The organism is Clostridium sartagoforme (assembly GCF_039521405.1).
In the GTDB taxonomy this organism is placed as follows: Bacteria; Bacillota; Clostridia; order Clostridiales; family Clostridiaceae; genus Clostridium; species Clostridium sartagoforme.
Genome location: NZ_BAAACH010000022.1, coordinates 102,225 through 122,705, shown reverse-complemented (window position 1 = coordinate 122,705; position 20,481 = coordinate 102,225). Strand labels below are relative to the sequence as shown.

At 29.2% G+C, this 20,481-nt stretch carries 19 protein-coding genes and 1 pseudogene; 18 read left to right on the top strand and 2 right to left on the bottom strand.

The window, feature by feature from the left end; genetic code table 11:
• The 4 genes and pseudogenes from ABDZ60_RS10755 to rho form a co-directional block, all read left to right on the top strand.
• Window positions 1-104: pseudogene (locus ABDZ60_RS10755) on the top strand (ABC transporter permease); the annotation flags it as partial.
• A gap of 109 nt (window positions 105-213) precedes the next feature.
• Window positions 214-861: a fructose-6-phosphate aldolase gene (gene fsa, locus ABDZ60_RS10750; protein WP_047000222.1), complete on the top strand. Its 648-nt coding sequence runs from the start codon at window positions 214-216 to the stop codon at window positions 859-861.
• Window positions 862-1,036: 175 nt separating this feature from the next.
• Complete coding sequence (locus ABDZ60_RS10745; RefSeq protein ID WP_343778049.1) at window positions 1,037-4,576, top strand: 5'-nucleotidase C-terminal domain-containing protein; 3,540 nt, start codon at window positions 1,037-1,039, stop codon at window positions 4,574-4,576.
• Window positions 4,577-4,941: 365 nt separating this feature from the next.
• Complete coding sequence (gene rho / locus ABDZ60_RS10740; protein ID WP_343778047.1) at window positions 4,942-6,345, top strand: transcription termination factor Rho; 1,404 nt, start codon at window positions 4,942-4,944, stop codon at window positions 6,343-6,345.
• Between the two features lie 168 nt (window positions 6,346-6,513).
• Here the strand turns inward: rho and ABDZ60_RS10735 are convergent, their stop codons facing one another.
• Both ABDZ60_RS10735 and rpmE read right to left on the bottom strand, forming a co-directional pair.
• Window positions 6,514-7,614, bottom strand: coding sequence for an MGDG synthase family glycosyltransferase (locus ABDZ60_RS10735; protein WP_343778045.1), 1,101 nt, complete (start codon window positions 7,612-7,614; stop codon window positions 6,514-6,516).
• A gap of 227 nt (window positions 7,615-7,841) precedes the next feature.
• Window positions 7,842-8,048, bottom strand: coding sequence for a 50S ribosomal protein L31 (gene rpmE / locus ABDZ60_RS10730; RefSeq protein ID WP_016209119.1), 207 nt, complete (start codon window positions 8,046-8,048; stop codon window positions 7,842-7,844).
• A gap of 152 nt (window positions 8,049-8,200) precedes the next feature.
• Between rpmE and ABDZ60_RS10725 the strand changes: the two genes are divergently transcribed.
• The 14 genes from ABDZ60_RS10725 (at window position 8,201) to ABDZ60_RS10660 (ending at window position 20,474) form a co-directional block, all read left to right on the top strand.
• Window positions 8,201-8,788: a thymidine kinase gene (locus ABDZ60_RS10725; RefSeq protein WP_016209118.1), complete on the top strand. Its 588-nt coding sequence runs from the start codon at window positions 8,201-8,203 to the stop codon at window positions 8,786-8,788.
• Between the two features lie 17 nt (window positions 8,789-8,805).
• Window positions 8,806-10,572 (top strand): peptide chain release factor N(5)-glutamine methyltransferase, encoded by a 1,767-nt coding sequence (gene prmC / locus ABDZ60_RS10720; RefSeq protein WP_343778041.1) that lies wholly within the window; start codon window positions 8,806-8,808, stop codon window positions 10,570-10,572.
• Window positions 10,573-10,635: 63 nt separating this feature from the next.
• Entirely contained in the window at window positions 10,636-11,721 is a 1,086-nt protein-coding gene (gene prfA, locus ABDZ60_RS10715; protein ID WP_343778039.1) for a peptide chain release factor 1, read from the top strand.
• 50 nt (window positions 11,722-11,771) lie between these two features.
• Window positions 11,772-12,359 carry a hypothetical protein gene (locus tag ABDZ60_RS10710; protein ID WP_016209115.1) on the top strand — a complete coding sequence of 196 codons (588 nt, stop codon included), beginning with the start codon at window positions 11,772-11,774 and terminating at the stop codon, window positions 12,357-12,359.
• Window positions 12,360-12,379: 20 nt separating this feature from the next.
• Entirely contained in the window at window positions 12,380-13,429 is a 1,050-nt protein-coding gene (locus tag ABDZ60_RS10705; protein WP_016209114.1) for an L-threonylcarbamoyladenylate synthase, read from the top strand.
• Between the two features lie 74 nt (window positions 13,430-13,503).
• Entirely contained in the window at window positions 13,504-13,953 is a 450-nt protein-coding gene (gene rpiB / locus ABDZ60_RS10700; RefSeq protein WP_016209113.1) for a ribose 5-phosphate isomerase B, read from the top strand.
• Between the two features lie 30 nt (window positions 13,954-13,983).
• The gene (gene upp / locus ABDZ60_RS10695; RefSeq protein WP_016209112.1) at window positions 13,984-14,613 is read left to right on the top strand and encodes a uracil phosphoribosyltransferase; all 630 of its coding nucleotides are present in this window, start codon (window positions 13,984-13,986) and stop codon (window positions 14,611-14,613) included.
• Between the two features lie 320 nt (window positions 14,614-14,933).
• Window positions 14,934-16,085 (top strand): non-hydrolyzing UDP-N-acetylglucosamine 2-epimerase, encoded by a 1,152-nt coding sequence (gene wecB / locus ABDZ60_RS10690; protein ID WP_047000228.1) that lies wholly within the window; start codon window positions 14,934-14,936, stop codon window positions 16,083-16,085.
• Window positions 16,086-16,200: 115 nt separating this feature from the next.
• Complete coding sequence (locus ABDZ60_RS10685) at window positions 16,201-17,382, top strand: acetyl-CoA C-acetyltransferase (protein WP_343778033.1); 1,182 nt, start codon at window positions 16,201-16,203, stop codon at window positions 17,380-17,382.
• Window positions 17,383-17,966: 584 nt separating this feature from the next.
• A complete protein-coding gene (locus ABDZ60_RS10680) occupies window positions 17,967-18,329 on the top strand; it encodes an ATP synthase subunit I (protein WP_343778030.1) in 363 nt (120 codons plus the stop codon).
• Window positions 18,330-19,028, top strand: a complete 699-nt coding sequence (locus ABDZ60_RS10675) for a F0F1 ATP synthase subunit A (protein ID WP_343778028.1) — start codon at window positions 18,330-18,332, stop codon at window positions 19,026-19,028.
• A 154-nt stretch (window positions 19,029-19,182) separates the two neighbouring features.
• Window positions 19,183-19,413, top strand: a complete 231-nt coding sequence (gene atpE, locus ABDZ60_RS10670) for an ATP synthase F0 subunit C (RefSeq protein WP_016208052.1) — start codon at window positions 19,183-19,185, stop codon at window positions 19,411-19,413.
• A 39-nt stretch (window positions 19,414-19,452) separates the two neighbouring features.
• Window positions 19,453-19,935, top strand: a complete 483-nt coding sequence (locus ABDZ60_RS10665; RefSeq protein ID WP_343778055.1) for a F0F1 ATP synthase subunit B — start codon at window positions 19,453-19,455, stop codon at window positions 19,933-19,935.
• A complete protein-coding gene (locus tag ABDZ60_RS10660) occupies window positions 19,935-20,474 on the top strand; it encodes a F0F1 ATP synthase subunit delta (protein ID WP_343778026.1) in 540 nt (179 codons plus the stop codon). Before ABDZ60_RS10665 ends, ABDZ60_RS10660 begins: the two co-directional genes overlap by 1 nt.
• Window positions 20,475-20,481: the final 7 nt, after the last annotated feature.

Genomic DNA, 20,481 nt, shown 5'->3' with positions numbered 1-20,481 from the left:
AGATATTCCCATATATTGTTACTTTAATAGCATTAGTATTATTCTCTAAATCATCTCAAGCACCAAAGGCTTCTGGAGAGCCATTTGATGCTGGTAAGAGATAGGATTTTAGTTAAAAGAGAAAAGTTAAAAGTTAAGTAATTAATGTAGAAATTCATTCAAAGAATGAATTTCTACTAAAATATTAAAGAATTATATAGGGGGACTTGAGTTATGAAGATATTTATAGATACAGCAAATGTAGATGAAATTATATCTGCAAATGATATGGGAGTTATTTGTGGGGTTACTACAAATCCATCTTTAATAGCTAAAGAAGGAAGAGACTTCAAAGAAGTAATAAAGGAAATAACTACAATAGTTGATGGGCCTATAAGTGCAGAGGTAATTAGCTTGAAACATGAGGAAATGATAGATGAAGGTGTTGAATTATCAAAAATTCATCCTAATATAGTTATTAAGATCCCAATGACTATAGAAGGATTAAAGGCAGTAAATGTACTATCATCAAAAGGAATAAAAACTAATGTAACCTTAGTTTTCTCTACTGCTCAAGCATTATTAGCTGCTAGAGCTGGCGCTACTTATGTAAGCCCTTTCATAGGCAGAGTAGATGATATTGGAAGTAAGGGAATAGAGCTGATAAAAGAAATTGCATCAGTTTTCAAAATACATGATATAGATACAGAAATTATAGCTGCAAGTGTTAGAAATCCTATACACAGTATAGAAGCAGCATTGGCTGGAGCGCATATAGCAACTATTCCTTACAACGTATTAGTTCAGATGAGCAAAAATCCATTAACAGATATTGGAATAGAAAAGTTTTTAAGTGACTGGAATAATAGCACTAGAAAATAGTATATTATATTTTAAATCATAGGGTATGGTCATTAACAATTTTTAAAGTTACTTTACAATGAAGACATCTTAAGTATTAGCAACAGATATTATAATTTATATCTAAATACTTTAGATGTCTATTTTTAATGGTTATTATTAAAAATAACATAAAACAAATATTAGGAGGGGTAAAATGAGAATTAAGGGAAACCTAAAAAAATTCTTAGCTTCAGTTTTAGCTTTTACTTTTGTTATTGGAAATCTACCAATGAATTTAGTAAAAGCGACAGCAGAAGAACTATCAACAAAAACAATTCAAATTCTTGCAACTACCGATTTGCATGGAAGATTTGCTCCATACGAATATGCTAGAGCTACAAGATCAGATGGAGGTCTAACTCAAATAGCTACACTAGTAGCCCAACAAAGAGCAAATAATCCTAATACTGTTCTTGTTGACAATGGGGACACTATTCAAGGAAACTATAATCATCTATTTTTGGAAGACGAATTTAACCCAATGGTACTAGGTATGGGTGAAATAGGATATAATTCTTATAACCTTGGAAACCATGAGTTTAATTTTGGAATGGATAAGCTATTTCAAATAGCAGAACAAGCAGAAAAAGCAGAAATATCTGTATTATGCGCAAATCTTTATAAAGATAATCAAAGAGTATTTGATGCATATAATATGGAAACTTTAGCTAATGGGATAAAAGTTGCAACAATAGGTGTTGTTACACCACATATTACTAAATGGGATGGACCAAATTTAGTTGGCTATACACCTACTAATCCATCACAAGAAGTTGCAAAAGTTATTGAAGAAATAAAGGCAGCTGGCGGTGCAGATGTATATGTAGTTACAGCACACATGGGTTTTGATAGTGAATATGGTAATGGAGATTCAGCAAAAGAAGTAGCTATAAATAATCCCGATGTAGACGTTGTCATAATGGGTCATAGCCATGATGCTGATAAAAATAAAACTGCGGGTAATGCTGTTTTAATACAACCAACAAATAATGGTGGAAAATTAGGAAAAGTAGAAGTAAGACTTCAAACTAATGGCACAGGCTATGAAATAGTAGAGAAAAAAGTAGAATTTTTAAACACAAAAGGTATAGCAGAAGATGCAGATTTAGCAAGTAAATTAAGTGGATATGACCAAAGAGCTAAAGCCGATGCAAGTGTAGTAATTGGTACATTAGAAGGAAAGGATTTAGCCGATAAAAATGAAATAGCAGATATTCCAGAATCACTAGTAAGAGATCAAGGAATAACTGACTTAGTAAATGAAGTTCAATTATATAATAGTAAAAAGCATCTAGAGTCAAAAGGAATAGATGTTAATACTGGATATCAAGTTTCAGCAGCAGCTTTATTTGATGCAACATCAAATATGAAGTCTGGAGATATTAAGAGATCAGATATTTCTAATATATATAAATATGATAATAAGCTTTACACAATAAAAACAAATGGAAAGCAACTTAAGAGATTTATGGAATGGACATCATCAATATATAATACATTTAAACCAGGAGATTTAACTGTATCATTAGACGAAAATATTAGATTATATCAATATGACATGTTTGATGGAATAAGCTACGAAATAAATATTTCTAAGCCAGCTGGAAGTAGAATTGAAAATGTTAAGTTTGAAAAGGATGGAAAAGTTGTTGAAGATAATGATGTAGTTTATTTATCAGTAAATAACTATAGATATGACTCAGTTCTTAATGCACCTGAAAACTCTGTTTTTGAACCTGGAACTCATGAAAAAATCTATGATACAAACAATGACACTATATCAGATATGAGAGATTTAATTATAGATTATATAACCGAAGTTAAAAGTGGAAGTATTACTAGAAATATTGACAACAACTGGAAATTAACAGGGGTTAATTATGATGAAACTCTAAGAGCGGAAGTTGTTAAGTTAGTTAATGATGGAGCCCTTAAAATACCCGTATCAGAAGATGGAAGAACTCCTAATGTAAAAAGTTTAACTATAAATGATCTAAAAGAGCTTTTAGAGGCTAATAACCTAGGACTTTTAGTAAATAAAAATATTAAAAGAGTTGAATTAGTAAGCTTTAATGATTTACATGGAAATGTACAAGAAAGTGGTAAAAATGTTGGAATAGCTAAGCTAGCATCAGCAATAAAGGAAAGAACTTCATTAAATGGATTCTCTAATTATGAAGCTATACCACTATCAGCTGGAGACTTATACCAAGGTACAGCAATATCAAATCTTACTAAGGGTGCTCCAGTGAGTGAATTCTTGAAGGATATAAACATACCTGCATCTTCAATTGGAAATCATGAATTTGACTGGGGAAAAGAATTAATTCCTACATGGGCAGAAAAAGGTAACTTTGATTTCTTGGCTGCTAATATTATAGATAAGAAAACAGGAAAACCTGTTGAATGGGCAAAACCTTATAAAATTATTGAAGTTGATGGAATTAAAATTGGATTAATAGGTGTTACAACACCTGAAACAGCTTATAAGACAACACCAGCAAATGTTGCTGACTTAATATTCGAAGATCCATCAATATCAGTTCAAAAATATACTGATAAATTAAGAAATGAAGACAAAGTTAATGCAGTAGTTGTATTATCACACTTAGGAGCAACAACAGATAAGGATAAAAAGCCTGTTGGAGAAGCTGTAGATTTAGCTAATAAAGTTAAAAATGTTGATGCAATTATAGCAGCTCATGATCATAAATTTACAAATGTTGAAGTTAATGGAGTTAAGATAATTGAAGCTGGATATAATGGTAGGGCTTTATCAGTATTAACCTTTGACTTTGATAATGCAGGAAAATTAACTTCACTTGGAGCTAAATTAGATGAACTTCACTTAAGAAGTGCTAGCATAGTACCAGATAAGACTTCAGCAGATATAGTTAAGAAATATGAAGCTGAATTATTACCAATATTAAGTGAAAAGGTAGCAGATTTAGATAAGGATTTATCTCATGATAGAAATGAAGGCCTTACTCCGTTGGGAACAGTTGTTTCAGAGACAATGCGAAAAATTACTGGTGTAGATATTGCAATAACTAATGGTGGAGGAGTAAGAGCTCCATTATCAGCAGGAGTATTAACAATTGGAGATTTATATACAATACTACCATTTGATAATACATTAGTAACTATGGAATTAAAGGGTTCAGATGTAAAAGCTGCGATAGAACATGGAATTATGCCAGAAAACTTTGGATGGGGACAATTCTCAGGAATAAAAGTTTGGTATGATAAAGAAGCTAAAGCTGGAGAGAGAATTACTTCAATTAGATTAGAAGATGGAACTCCATTAGATATGAATAAATATTATACAGTTGTAGTTAATGATTTTATGGCAACTGGTGGAGATGGATATAACTTTAGAAATGCTAAAAATATGAAAGATACAATGCTTGTAATGAGAGATGAAATTACTAACTACTGGAAAGCAAATGGAGTAGATACAAAGATATCAAATCTATTAATAGCTGGAGTAGATGATACTAAAGGTGAAGTTATAATTCCAGGAGATAATACAAATCCAGGAGGAGCAAATAACAATCAAGGTAACACAAATAATCAAAATAACTTACCAAACACAGGTGGACAAGATTCTGCAAATGTATTAATATTTGCTATGCTAATGTCTGGTATAGGTTATATGATGTTTAAAAAGAAAAATGAAGAAAAAATAAGTTAATACTTAAATCTAGGGGCTGATTTTATGCAGCTCCTTTATTTTATTTTGCAAAGCAAAACATCCTTAACCTTTCACCTTTTCACTATTAAATTCTCACTAAAAAATTACTTCACAATTTATAAAGTTGTATTAAAAATGGTATTTGGGAAATAATAGAAATATAATAAATTAAATTAATCTTGATAAATTGCTTTTATTAATTCATAATATAGATACATATATAAAGTCTGCGAGATTCATATCTTAAATATTTATATCTGAAAATATCCCAACTAGGAATTATTTAAATTTAAAAAATTTATTTTTATTATGAATATATAGTCATAATTAATTTATAAATGAAAATATTATATGGAGGTGTAATTTTGACTAAAGAAATGTATGAAAGAAAAACATTAGCTGAGTTAAAAGAAATTGCTAAAGAAATTAATATAAAAAATATAAGTAAACTTAAAAAAAATGAACTTATAGATGCAATAATTGAAAATACTCCTAAGAGTATAGAAAAAAATGGAGTTGTATTACAAGAAAAAATAACTCCTAAGGTGAATGTAGAAGAAGTTAGTAATACTGTAACTACAGAAGTAAAGGAAGAAAATAAAGAAGAAAAAAGAGAAAGACTAAAAGTTATGATAAATGAATCTAATAGCGCTAAAGGTGTTTTAGAGATATTAGAAAATAATAGTTTTGGATTTTTAAGATGTAACAACTATCAAACAGGTGAAAATGATATTTATGTATCTCCATCTCAAATAAGAAGATTCAATCTTAGGACTGGTGATGAAGTAGAAGGAAAAGTAAGAGAAGCAAAAGATGGTGAAAAATTTAAGGCTCTACTTTTTGTCGAGAGAGTAAATGGCGAAAATCCTGAGCGAGCTGTTAGAAGACAGTCCTTTGAGACATTAACACCTATTTATCCTCAAGAAAGGCTACATTTAGAAACTAATGATGAAGGAGATTTATCTTCAAGATTAATGGATATAATTTGTCCTATAGGTAAAGGACAAAGAGGAATAATAGTAGCCCCTCCTAAAGCAGGTAAAACAACTTTATTAAAAAAAGTTGCTCAAAATATCTCTAAAAACTATCCCGATATTAAACTTATAGTATTGCTTATAGATGAAAGACCAGAAGAAGTAACTGACATGAAAAGATCTATAAATGGTGATGTTATTTATTCAACTTTTGACGAAGAGCCTCAAAATCATGCAAAAGTTTCTCAAATGGTACTAGAAAGAGCCAAAAGAATGGTAGAGCAAGGAAAAGATGTAGTTATACTACTAGATAGCTTAACAAGGCTATCAAGAGCTTATAACTTAACAATAACTCCAACAGGTAGAACTCTATCAGGTGGTTTAGATCCTGGAGCACTAATAATGCCTAAAAAATTCTTTGGAGCAGCTAGAAATATTGAAGAGGGTGGAAGTTTAACAATACTTGCTACAGCTTTAGTAGATACAGGCTCAAGAATGGATGATATGATATTTGAAGAGTTTAAAGGAACTGGAAATATGGAAGTTCATTTAGATAGAAAACTTCAAGAAAGAAGAATATTCCCAGCTATAGATATTTATAAATCAGGTACAAGAAAAGAAGACTTAATATTATCTAATGAAGAAAAAGAAGTTTCATATGCTATTAGAAGAGTAATGTATAGAGATGGAAACGTAGAGAATGTAACTGAAAAATTAATAAATATGCTTTCAAAAACAAAAAGTAACAAAGAATTTATTAACATATTTAGCAAGAGTGAAATAGAGAGAAAGTAATATTTTGCGAAGCAATTTATTAGTGAAAAGTTAAGAGTGAAAGAGTAAAAAGTTGAGGATGTTTTGCCCTGCAAAACTTGAAATATATAGATGTAAAGCACCTTTTATTCAAAAATCCCGCAAGGATTTTATCCTTCACTTTTTCCCTATTCACTCTTTCACTTTTCCCTATTTATTTATTAGTTGGTTAGCTAATTTAACTATCTTTTCTTTAGAATAACAAGATGATATTTTAGATAACTTAAAACGCATTTTTTCTAATTCTTTAGGATTTGAAATCAAATTATCTATTTTGAAATTTAACTCTAAAAGATTGTCTACATATATAGCATATCCATTAGAAGTTAAGAATTCTACATTCTGAGTTTCTTGTCCTGGAATGGCAAATGGAATTAATAAAGGTAAGTTTTTTGTTATAGCTTCAGTAACAGTTAAACCACCAGGTTTACTTATTATCAAGTCAGAATATTCCATTAATGAATCGATATCTTTTGAAAAACCTAATATATGTAGTTTTTTATCTTTCATTGAATGGCTATATTCGTTTAATAAGTTATTCTTAAGCTTTTCATTTTTACCACAAACTACCGTTATTCTGAGTTTATGAGAATTATTCAATAATTCTTTTAAAACATAAGAAATATTTTTTAATCCCATACTTCCACTCATTAATAAAATATTAAAATAATCATCATTTTTAGCAGTTTTAATATCAGATTTATTTTCTAAGAATTCATCTTTTACAGGAATACCGAAAGAGAATATTCTTCTAGAATCTATTCCTCTGCTTGCTAAATTTTCTTTTGTATTTTCACTTGCAGTTATATAAGCATCAATATTTTTATCTATATATGTTGAATGAGCTTTAAAATCTGTTACTATAACAATTACAGGTTTATTTAAGCCTTTTTTCTTTAGTGATCCCATTATGTTTACAGCAAATGGATGAGTAATTAAAATTATATCTGGATTTATTGAATTTATTAATTTTGATATTTTTCTTTTAGTAAAGAAAAATACAAGAGATAATAGTTTATTTGTAAATCCAGTATCAGTAAGTTTATAGGCTAATCCATATGTCTTAGGGAAAAATGAAGCAGATATCTCATATCCGCTAATAAATAATTTGGTCAAAATCTTACTATTATTTTTCAAAAAATCATGGCGTATAACTTCATATCCAGATTTTTCAAAATTTCCAGATATAGAATTTGCAGCTTGATTATGACCCTCACCCGTAGAAGTTGATATTATTAAAATTTTCTTCATGATTATATAACACTCACTTTTCTAAATAACATAATATATTTTTAATAGAAATTAAAATAGTTTTGAAATTTATGACAATAAATAATTACTATTATATTATAATATAAATTTTAAAATAAAGTATAAAAAAGAAAAAATCTAAGATAAATTTAAGAAACTGAAGAAAAAATTAAGAAAATAAAGATAGTAAAGAAAAAATGGGAAAGACAATGTCTTTCCCAGAATTTCTATTTGTTAAGATTAAATCTCTTATTGAATTTGTCAACTCTTCCGCCAACATCAATGATTTTTTGTTTACCAGTGAAGAATGGGTGGCATTTAGAGCATATTTCTACTTTAAGTTCTTCTTTAACTGAACCAGTTGTAAAAGTATTTCCACATGCACACTTAACTACAGCTTCGTGGTTGTATTTTGGATGTATGCCTTCTCTCATATTTTTCACCTCTTTCGACTACTTAAATAACCATTTGAGTATATCATAGGAGAATAATTGAGTCAAGATAATTACATAATAAAATATCTTTGATTAGTTATAAGGTAAAATGCTATAATCTTAGTATATATCTAATGAAAAGGAGACGTATTATGAGTAAATTATATTTTAGATATGGTGCTATGAATTCAGGAAAATCAACACATCTTATGCAAGTAGCCTATAATTATGAAGAGAGAGGCATGAAGGTTATATTGATGAAGCCTCATACTGATAAGAAAGGTGGAGAGAAATTAATTTCAAGATTAGGTGTTGAAAGAAAAGTAGATTTAGTTGTTTATAATGAAGATGATGTATTAGAAAAGGTTAAAGAATATAAAGAAAAAAATGGGAATATAGATTGCATTTTAGTAGATGAAGTTCAATTTTTAAAGGCAAATCAAATAGATCAATTATTTGAATTAGCAATTGTTTTAGATATACCAGTAATATGCTATGGTTTAAGAACAGATTTTAAAATGCAAGGTTTTGAAGGAAGCACCAGATTATTATTGCTTGCTCATAGTATAGAGGAAATGAAGACAATATGTAAATGTGGAAGAAAAGCAGTTTTAAATGGAAGAAAAATTAATAATAGATTTGTATTCGAAGGAGAACAAATTGCTATAGACAATGTGGACAATGTAGAATATGAATCTTTATGTGGGCACTGTTATTTTAAGTACAAAAATAATTTATAAATAGGAAGAGTGGTAGAATGAAAAAGTGCGAGGTTGGAGGTCAAGCTGTTATTGAAGGTGTTATGATGAGAGGAAGCAGAGGTCAAGCTACAGCTGTTAGAACTCCAGATAAAGAAATAAAGATAGAATTTAAGAAAATAATTCCTATAACTAAAAAATACAAATTTTTAAATATTCCATTTATTAGAGGTATATTTGTGCTTTTAGATTCTTTAATTACAGGAATTAATACATTAAACTATTCAGCATCATTTTTTGAGGATGAAGATGAAATAGAATCAAAATTTGAAATATGGCTAAAAAATAAATTTGGAGATAAAAGTAATGATTTAATAATAGGAGCAACAATGATATTATCCTTTTTTATTGCTATAGGGTTATTTGTGGCTTTACCAACAGGGATAGCTTCTTTATTTAACATGAGATTAACTATGCCAGCAATAGCATTAAATTTAATCGAAGCTATAATTAGAATTGCAATATTACTTATATATATGTATTCTATAAGCAAGATGGAAGACATATATAGAGTATTTCAATATCATGGAGCTGAGCATAAATCAATATTCTGTTATGAATCAGGAGAAGAATTAACAGTAGAAAATGTAAGAAAGTTTGGTAGATTCCATCCAAGGTGTGGAACAAATTTCTTATTTTTAATTATGTTTGTTAGTATAATAATATTTAGCTTCACTGGTTGGGGAGGATTTTTTGAAAGACTTATACTTAGAATAGTCCTAATTCCATTCGTATCAGGAATAACATATGAATTAATAAGATGGCTTGGCAAGAATGACAATAAGTTATCAAAAATAATAGCATACCCAGGATTGAAACTTCAAGAGTTTACAACTAAGGAGCCAGATGATGATCAAATAGAGGTTGCTATTGCAGCTCTTATGAGTGCAGAAGGAATCAAGCCAAAAGAAAAGACTATTGGAGATTTATTAGATATAGGATCAAAAATATTAAAAGCAGAAGACATAGATACATATATGTTAGACGCCCAATTATTACTATGTAATGTTTTAGCAAAAGATAAGGTATATATAATAACAAATAGGGAAAAAGAAGTTTCAGCTAAAGATGAAAAAGAATACTTAAATTTAATAGAAAAAAGAAAAGGAAAAATGCCTATAAAATATATTTTAGGTGAAACAGAATTTATGGGATTAGACTTTGATATAGAAGAAGGAGTTTTAATACCAAGAGGAGACACTGAAATATTAGTTGAAGAAGTATTATCAGTTATAGGAGAAGATGATGAAATAGAAATCTGCGATTTATGTTCAGGAAGTGGAGCAATAGGTATATCTATTGCATCTTACAGAAAAAAAATAAGAGTAGATGAAATTGATTTTTATAATATTCCAGGGAAGATAACTAAAAAGAATATAGTTAAGCATGGGTTAGAAGACAGGGTTCTCTTTATAAAGAGCGACTTGTTATCAGAAGCAATAAAAGAAGAAAAGAAATATAGTATAATAGTATCTAATCCGCCATACATTAAAGCCTATGAAATTGATAATTTAATGGATGATGTTAAAAAATATGAACCACATACAGCTTTAGATGGTGGAGACGATGGATTAATATTTTATAGAAGAATAATAAAAGAAAGTAAGTATGTATTAAAAGAGAATGGGTTATTAGCATTTGAAATTGGTCATGATCAAGGAGAAGATGTTAGTGAGTTAATGAAAGAAGCTGGATTTTCTAATATAAAGTTAGTAAAAGATTTGGCAGGATTAGACAGAGTTCTACTGGGATACTTTAAATATTGATAAGTTTCTATCTCTTGTGATATAATATGGAGATGTTAAAAAATATAGTACGGAGTGATATTTATGTTATTAGATAAATTGGCTTTTATAGAAAATAAATATGATGAGTTATCTGTAAAGATATCAGATCCTTCAATAATGGCTAACCAAAGTGAATGGAGAAAGCTATGTAAGGAGCACGCTGATTTAGAAGTTATAGTTACTGCATATAGAGAATATAGAACAGTTACAGATGATTTAGAAGCAAACAAAGAAATGTTATCAGAAGAAAGCGATAAAGAAATGAGAGAAATGCTTTCAGAAGAAATTTCATTGTTAGCAACAAGAAAAGAAGAATTAGAAAATCATATACAAATTCTTTTATTACCTAAGGATCCAAATGATGATAAGAATGTTTTTGTAGAAATAAGAGGTGGTGCAGGTGGAGATGAAGCAGCATTATTTGCAGCAAATCTATTTAGAATGTACACAAGATATGCAGAAACACAAAGATGGTCAGTTGAACTAATGAGTGCTAACGAAACTGATATTGGTGGATTTAAAGAAGTAGTATTTATGATTAAGGGTTCAGGAGCTTACTCTAAACTTAAATATGAAAGTGGAGTTCATAGAGTTCAAAGAGTTCCAGATACAGAATCAAGCGGTAGAATTCACACATCTACAGCAACGGTAGCTGTATTACCAGAAGTTGATGACGTTGAAATAGAAATAAACGAAAAAGACTTAAGAATAGATGTATATAGATCTTCAGGTAATGGAGGTCAATGCGTTAATACAACAGATTCAGCAGTAAGAATCACACATTTACCATCAGGACTTGTTGTTGCATGTCAAGATGAAAAATCACAATTAAAAAATAAAGAAAAAGCTATGAAGGTTTTAAGGTCTAGATTATATGAAGCTGCAGAAGCTGAAAGAAGTGCTGGGATAGCAGAAGATAGAAAGAGCCAAGTAGGTTCAGGGGATAGAAGTGAGAGAATAAGAACTTATAACTACCCACAAGGAAGAGTTACTGACCATAGAATTGGATTAACACTTTATAAATTAGAATCATATTTGAATGGTGATATAGATGAAGTTATTAATGCATTAATTACAGCTGACCAAGCAGAAAAAATGAAAAAAATGGGAAATACTGACGCTATTTAATAAAAAAGCCTTGCATTTGATAATGTAGGGCTTTTAAAGTAGGTGGAAGAATGAAAATAAATAAAGCATTAAAAAAGGAAAGAAAGCACAAAAATCAATTCTTTATATTAATGTTCATACTATTTATAATACTTCCTTTAGTAGCTTTATTAGCAGAAATAAGAGCTATGTTCTTATGGATTTATCTATTAGTTTTAGAAGTATTAATAATAATATCATGTATAAGTAAATTAAATTATCACAGATTAAAGTTTTCGTGTATAAATAATAAGTTAAAATTTAAAAGTGGACTATTTTCTAAAGAGTCTGTTATACTATGTGATAAAGTAATTTCTGTTCATACTGATAAATTTAGAGAAGATATGGATATAGTAATTATGACTACGACCAGATTCAGGAATAAGTATTTGAAGCCTATAAGCAAGATATTTATTAAAAAATATCCAGAAGCTGCAGAAGAATATTTAAAAATAAAGAAGATTAATCCAGAAGAAACTTATTATTTCCAAGTTATAAGAAAAGGTGCTCTTAAAAAATATATTTTATTAGATGAAATATATAAAAATTGTGTTCGAGCATCATATACAGCTTCAGCTATAGAAAATATTAAAATAGCAAGAGAACAAATAGAAATATAAAGAGAAAGAGGGTAGAACTTTTGGAAACAAAGGTAGCTATTATAAAAGATATTGATAAAGATATTGAATATTTAATTGAAGCGGCAAAGATTATACATAATGGAGGAATTGTTGCATTTCCAACAGAAACTGTATATGGATTAGGTGGAAATGCTTTAAATGCTAAAGCTGTAGAAAAAATATTTAAAGCCAAAGGAAGACCACAAGATAATCCTTTGATAGTGCATGTATCTTCAAAAGAAATAAATTATTTAGTAAGTGAAGTGCCCGAAGTAGCACAAAAGCTTATTGATAAATTCTGGCCAGGACCTCTTACAATAATACTAAATAAAAAAGACATAATTCCAAATGAAACTAGTGCAAATTTAGATACAATAGGTATAAGAATGCCAAATAGTAATATTGCATTAAAACTTATAGAGTTATCAGGATATCCAATTGCAGCACCATCGGCTAATATATCAGGAAGGCCTAGTCCAACTGAAGTTGAACGCTGTATTGAGGATTTAAATGGAAAAGTGGACTATATACTTGGAGGAGAAAAAAGCAATGTTGGGGTTGAATCAACCATAGTTGACTGTACAGTATATCCTCCTATGGTCTTAAGGCCGGGTGGAATAACTTTAGAAATGTTACAAGAAGTTTGTAAGGGCATAAAGATAGATAAAGCAATACAAGGAAAACCAGATGAAAATCTAAGGCCAAAGGCGCCAGGAATGAAGTATCGACATTATGCACCTAAGGCAAAATTGAAAATAATAAAAGGAAATAAGCAAAAAACTATTGAAAAAATTAATGAAATAGTACAAAATTATATAGAAAATCAAAAAGAAGTTGCAATACTATCTACAGATGAATTATGTAGTAATTTTAATAGTGGTAAAGTAATTTCCTTAGGAAGTGAAAAAAATCTATACGATGTAGCAAGAAACCTATTTGAATCTCTTAGAGAGTGCGATGATTTAAACGTAGATGTTATTTTATGTCAAGCTTTTGATGAAGAAGGGGTAGGTTTAGCTATAATGAATAGATTAAATAAAGCATCAGGCTTTGACATATTAGAAGTATAATTAGGGAGGGAGGGGGAAACCTTTCCTTTTTTATTATAAAAAATTACCAATACAGTGATAGGAGGTACATTTTTATGAAAATAGCAATTGGATGCGATCATGGTGGAGTCGAATTAAAAGAAGAAATAAAAAAATACTTATTCGAAGCAGGTTATGAAACAAAAGACTTTGGAACTAACTCCAACGAATCTTGTGATTATCCAGATTACGCCATATTGGTAGCAGAAGCAGTAGCATCAAAAGAATTCGATTTTGGAATTCTAATATGTGGAACAGGTATAGGTATTGGTATTGCAGCCAATAAGATTCCTGGAATTAGGGCAGCACTATGCTCTGATACCTTTAGTGCACATGCAACAAGAGAACATAATGATGCAAATATATTAACTATAGGGCAAAGGGTTGTAGGACCAGGATTAGCATTAGATATAGTAAAAACATTTTTGAACACAAAGTTTGAAGGTGGAAGACATCAAAATAGAATTGATAAAATAACAGAGATAGAAAAGAAATATTATAAATAATAAAAATAAATAGCCGTAGGAGGAATATAAATGAGTAAAGTAACACAAATAGATCACCCATTAATATTACATAAATTAGCTTTTATAAGAAGTAAGGAAACAGGATCAAAAGACTTCAGGGAATTGGTAGAAGAAGTTTCAATGCTTATGGCTTATGAAGTAACAAGAGATTTAAGTACAGAAGAAGTAGAAATAGAAACACCAATTTGCAAAACAAAATGCAAAATGTTATCAGGTAAGAAGGTGGCTATAGTTCCTATATTAAGAGCTGGGCTTGGTATGGTAGACGGTATGCTTAAGCTTATACCAGCAGCTAAGGTTGGTCACATAGGTTTATATAGAGATGAAGAAACTCTTCAACCAGTAGAATACTTCTGCAAGTTACCACAAGATATAGCAGAAAGAGATGTAATAGTAGTAGATCCAATGTTAGCAACAGGAGGATCAGCTGCAGATGCTATAACTATGCTAAAGAAAAGAGGAGCTAAGAATTTAAGACTTGTATGCTTAATAAGTTCTCCAGAAGGTATTGAACTTGTTCAAAAGCTTCATCCTGATGTAGATATATATGTTGCAGGAATTGATGAGAAGTTAAATGAGCATGGATACATAGTCCCAGGACTTGGAGATGCAGGGGATAGATTATTCGGAACTAAGTAATTATTATGTAATTGGAAATGAGCTGTAGTAACAGCTCATTTTTTATGATTTTTTATTAGGCATTATAAAGATACGCAAATTTGATTTTAATTGTAGAAGAGTAACATAATAATTAAAGCTATATATGTGAACTTCGTTATCTTAAAATAATATTAAAAAAGACATCAAAATTTGTTTATGTAAAGTATAAAGTGTATAATTATATATACTACATATTTGTAGACTAAAATTATAGAACTGAATAAAGACTATGTAAAATAGAAATAGTATATAGTAGTGAAAAAATAATAATTTTATAATTTAATTAGGAGGAACCTAAAATGAATAAAAAAAAGGTAATAACTATATTTGGAACTAGGCCAGAGGCAATAAAAATGGCACCTTTAGTAAAAGAGTTAGAAAAAAGGGAAGGAATAGACTCTAAAGTTTGTGTCACAGCTCAACATAGAGAAATGCTAGACCAAGTATTAGATTACTTTGATATAAAACCAGATTTTGACTTAAATATTATGAAAAGTAAGCAGACTTTAACAGGAATAACTAATAAAGTATTAGAGGGATTAGAAGAAATATTTATACAGGAAAAACCAGATATGATATTAGTTCATGGAGATACAACTACTACATTTTCAGGCGCGCTTGCAGCTTTTTATCAACAAATTAAAGTTGGACACGTAGAAGCAGGCCTTAGGACATTTGATAAATATTTTCCATTTCCAGAAGAAATGAATAGAAAACTTACGGGAGCTTTAGCTGATTTACATTTTGCACCAACAAAGGGCTCTAAAGCTAATCTTTTAAGAGAAGGCGTAAGCGAGAATGATATTTATATAACAGGAAATACAGTTATTGATGCTATGGCTCATACAGTTAAAGATGATTATATATTTGATAATGACATATTAAATGAAATAGATTTTAAAAACAAAAAAATAATAATGGTAACTGCCCATAGAAGAGAAAATTGGGGAGAAGGAATAGATAATATTTGTGAAGCATTAAATAAAATAGTTGATGAAAATAAAGATGTTGAACTTATATATTTAGTTCATTTAAACCCAGTAGTAAAAGATGTTGTTTACAGTAAATTAGGAAATAAAGAAAGAGTGCATCTATTACCTCCATTAGACACTAACGAAACTCACAATTTAATGAATAAGTGTTTTATGGTAATGACAGATTCAGGCGGACTACAAGAAGAAGCTCCCCATCTAGGAAAACCTGTATTAGTGCTTAGGGATGTTACAGAAAGGCCAGAGGCAGTAGAATATGGAACAGTAAAATTAGTTGGAACAGATATTAATAAAATAGTAACAGAAGCTAATAATTTAATAAATAACAAAGATGAGTATATGAAAATGAGTAAAGCGGCTAATCCATATGGGGATGGTTTGGCATCAAGAAGAATTGCAGATATAATAGAGAACTATTTTTCAATAAGAATGGTAGAAACTGAAGAATTTATAAGATAAATCATAAAAAGATGAAATTCTAGTTGATTAAAAGGGAGAAAGTGGTATAATTAAATTATGTTAATTGTTTAACAAACATGAAATTATTTTAATTATATAGAGGAGGATGTAAATTATGAGAGAAGTAGTAATTGCAAGCGCTGTAAGAACTGCTATTGGGTCTTTCGGCGGGGGCTTAAAAGATGTATCAGCAGCAGATTTAGGAGCAATAGTAATAAAGGAAGCAGTAGCTAAAGCAGGTATAAAGGGTGAATTAGTAGAAGAAGTAGTAATGGGTAATGTAATTCAAGCAGGCCTTGGACAAAATGTTGCAAGACAAGCAGCAGTAAAGGCTGGATTACCAGTAGAAGTTCCTGCAATGACAATAAATAAAGTTTGTGGATCAGGATTAAGAACAGTTGCATTAGCAGCTCAAATGATAAAAGCTGGAGATGCAGATATAGTTGTGGCAGGTGGTATGGAAAACATGTCTCAAGCTCCTTACCTATTAAAGACATCAAGATGGGGTCAAAGAATGGGAGATGGAAAAATGGTTGACTCTATGATAAATGATGCATTGTGGGATGCATTTAATAATTATCATATGGGAGTAACAGCAGAAAACATAGCTAAAGAGTGGAACTTAACAAGAGAAGAGCAAGATCAATTTGCACTTAATTCTCAATTAAAAGCAGAAGCAGCAATTAAAGAGGGAAGATTCAAAGATGAAATAGTACCGGTAGTTATTCCTCAAAGAAAAGGAGATCCGAAGATTTTCGATACAGATGAATATCCAAGGTTTGGAGCTACAATTGAAGGAATGGCTAAATTAAAGCCAGCTTTTGTAAAAGATGGTACAGTGACAGCTGCAAATGCATCAGGAATAAATGACGGAGCTGCCGCTTTTGTAGTAATGAGCGCTGAAAAAGCAGAAGAATTAGGAATAACTCCATTAGCTAAAATAGTTTCTTATGGACAAAGAGGATTAGAACCATCAATAATGGGATATGGTCCATTCCATGCAACTAAGAAAGCTTTAGAAGTAGCAAATTTAAAAATAGAAGATTTAGATTTAATAGAAGCTAATGAAGCATTTGCAGCACAAAGTTTAGCAGTAGCAAAAGACTTAAGCTTTGACATGAATAAAGTTAATGTAAATGGAGGAGCTATTGCATTAGGTCATCCAGTAGGAGCATCAGGTGCTAGAATATTGGTTACATTACTACACGAAATGCAAAAAAGAGATGCTAAAAAGGGTTTAGCAACTTTATGTATAGGTGGAGGAATGGGAACAGCACTTATAGTTGAAAGAAAATAGTCAAAATAGAATATGAATTGTATAAACTTTCGATAATAAAATATCGAAAGTTTATTTTTTATGAATTATAAAGTAAGAAATAGAAAACAATATTATATAAATAGGTGATTAAATAACTTTATTTGTAACAATAACTAACAATAAATAAAAAGTTATTAATATATGTTTATTAACAAAAATTTTAAAAAAATAAATAAAAATGAATAAACATTTATTTATTTATTCATTTTTATAATTATAATTATAACTTATAAATAGAAAAGTAAGTTTTTTTTAGCGCTATAAAAGGCTAGAAATACAATTGTTGGAAAAAAATATATATAAAACTTAATATGAAAATGATATCATGACTGGAAAAACATAAATTCAATAATTAAAATATTCTGAAAAATGAATAATATTCTTTTGATTTAGCTATATGTTAAGAAAATGTAAACAAAAGTGAATCGAAGTAAGCAAAATCAACATAACTTCTTATAACAAGCTAATATAGCTATTAAAAGGGTTATATCAATTAAAATCACATTTTCATTAATGTTTTCAGAGTACTATAATAACAAGAGTTAGTTCGAGGTGAAGATAAGATGAGTAGAGAAATGAATAAGATGGTATCAAAATTAATAAAATATGATTTAATGATTGTATTCATTTTTGCACTTATATTATCTATTCTGATTGATTTAAAAGTGGCCTTAATTTTTGCATTAGGGATAATGATAGCATTATTAAATACTATAGCTAGCGGATTAATTTTAGAGTACTCATTAAAAAATGACAAAAAAACAATATTAATTCTCAGCTATATAATAAGAATACTAATCATCATTATTATAGCATTGCCATTTTTGAATAATTTAATACAACTTATAACATATCTTATAGGCTATATATTACATTTTGCTGTAATAATATTTTATTGGATAAAGACGGGGAAAGGAAGTGATTAGGTGGAACCACTAGAACCAATATGGTCTTATGTTATTGGACCTATTAAGATTGATTTAGCTCCAGAGGTGGTAATTCAATGGATAACTATTATAATAATAGCTATTGTATCTATATGGGCAACAAGAAATATGAAACTTAGACCTAATAAAAAACAAGCTGTAGTAGAATATATATATACTATGTTAAAAAATGTAGTTACTGCCAATATGGGAGAAGAATTTTTAGAGCTTATTCCTTTTATAGGGAGTTTAGCAGTATTCTTATTATTTATGAACTTTACTGGATTAGTAGGACTACCTGTACCTACAAAAAACTTTAGTGTGACAATAGGATTAGCCTTAATTACATTTTACATGGTACAATTTTATACAATACGTAAGTGTGGATTTAAAAGTTATTTTAAAGGGTATACATTCCCTATTGCTATAATTACACCAATAAATATATTAGAAAGAATAATGCTACCAATATCATTGTCACTAAGATTATTTGGTAATATTCTTGCAGCTACATTCTTGGTAGAATTATGTTATGAGGCATTACACCATATAGGATTTATAGCTCAAATAGGAATACCAGTACCATTACATGCATACTTTGACATTTTTGATGGTGGTATTCAAACAGTTATATTTATAATGTTAACTATGATTAATATTAAAATGATCGCAGAACATTCAGAACACTCAGAACACTAATTTTGTTTAAGTATTTATATATATGTTTCAATTAATAATCTACACCGTTACGATTTTATAAACTTATTTAAGTGTGGAGTATTTATTACAACTTATATATCAATTTTTAATTATATAATATTATATTGTTTTATTTTAAAGGAGGATTTTTATTATGGACACAACATCAATGAGAGCAATAGCAGCTGCTATAGCAGTATTAGTAGGTATAGGAGCAGCAATAGGAATAGGAAATGCAACAGCTAAAGCTGTAGAAGGAATATCAAGACAACCAGAAGCAAGTGGTAAAATCACTACTGCATTAATGCTTGGAGCTGCTTTCGCAGAAGCAACTGCAATTTATGGATTATTAGTATCAATTCTTTTAATATTTGTTTTAAAATAGTGTCTTAGGGCTCCAGAAGGGAGGCAGTAATATATGTTAATGGAAATAAACCCTAGTACCCTTATAGCTACTATTATTAACTTTATTATTCTTTTTGTGGTTTTAAAATATATGTTTTTTGATAAAGTTAAGGCTATTATTGATGAACGGGAAAATCTTATCAATGAACAACTAGATAATGCTGAAGAAGAAGCTGAAAAAGCTAGAATGTTAGCAATAGAAAATGAAAGAATATTAAAAAATGCTAGAGAAGAAGGGAAATTAATTACAGAAAGACATAAGCAAAAGGCTGAAAAGATTTATGATGAGATAGTAGAAGAAGCAAATCAAGAAGCTAAAATCATTTTAGAAAGAGCTAAGGTTGAAATAAATAGAGAAAAAGAAAAAGTAGAATATCAATTAAAGAAAGAAGCTATAGATTTAGCTATCGAACTTTCTAAAAAAGTTATAGAAAAGAATATAGATGAAGAAAAGAATAGAGAGCTAATTGGAGAATTTATAACTAAGGTAGGTAATTCATAATGTATGAATATTTAGACCGTAGATATGCACTAGCTCTATATGAAGTAGCAGAACAAAAAGGGAAAGTTCAACAGTATCTACAAGATTTACGCGAAATATGCAGTCTTATAGATACAAATAAGGAATTCTACGAAGTAATTAAACACCCTCAAATCAGTACTAAAAAGAAAAAGAGGACCTTTATAAATATTTTTAAAGGTCATATAGATGAGGAATTATTATCATTTTTATTAATTCTTATAGAAAAAGATAGAATACTTTATTTAAAAGAAAAACTTAGAGAAATGGAAAAAATTGATTTAGAGAGAAAAAACACTCTAAATGGTATAGTAAAAACTACAGTTCCCTTAAATGAAGAAGAGTTTAATAATTTAATAGCTACATTAGAAAAAAAATATAATAAGCATATTATATTAGAGCAAGTTATTGATGAAAGTATTCTTGGTGGAATATATGTAAGAATTAATAATGATGTTATAGATGGAACTGTTAAATCTAAATTAGAGGAACTAAAGGAATTAATGCTTAGAACAGAATAGAGGTGAA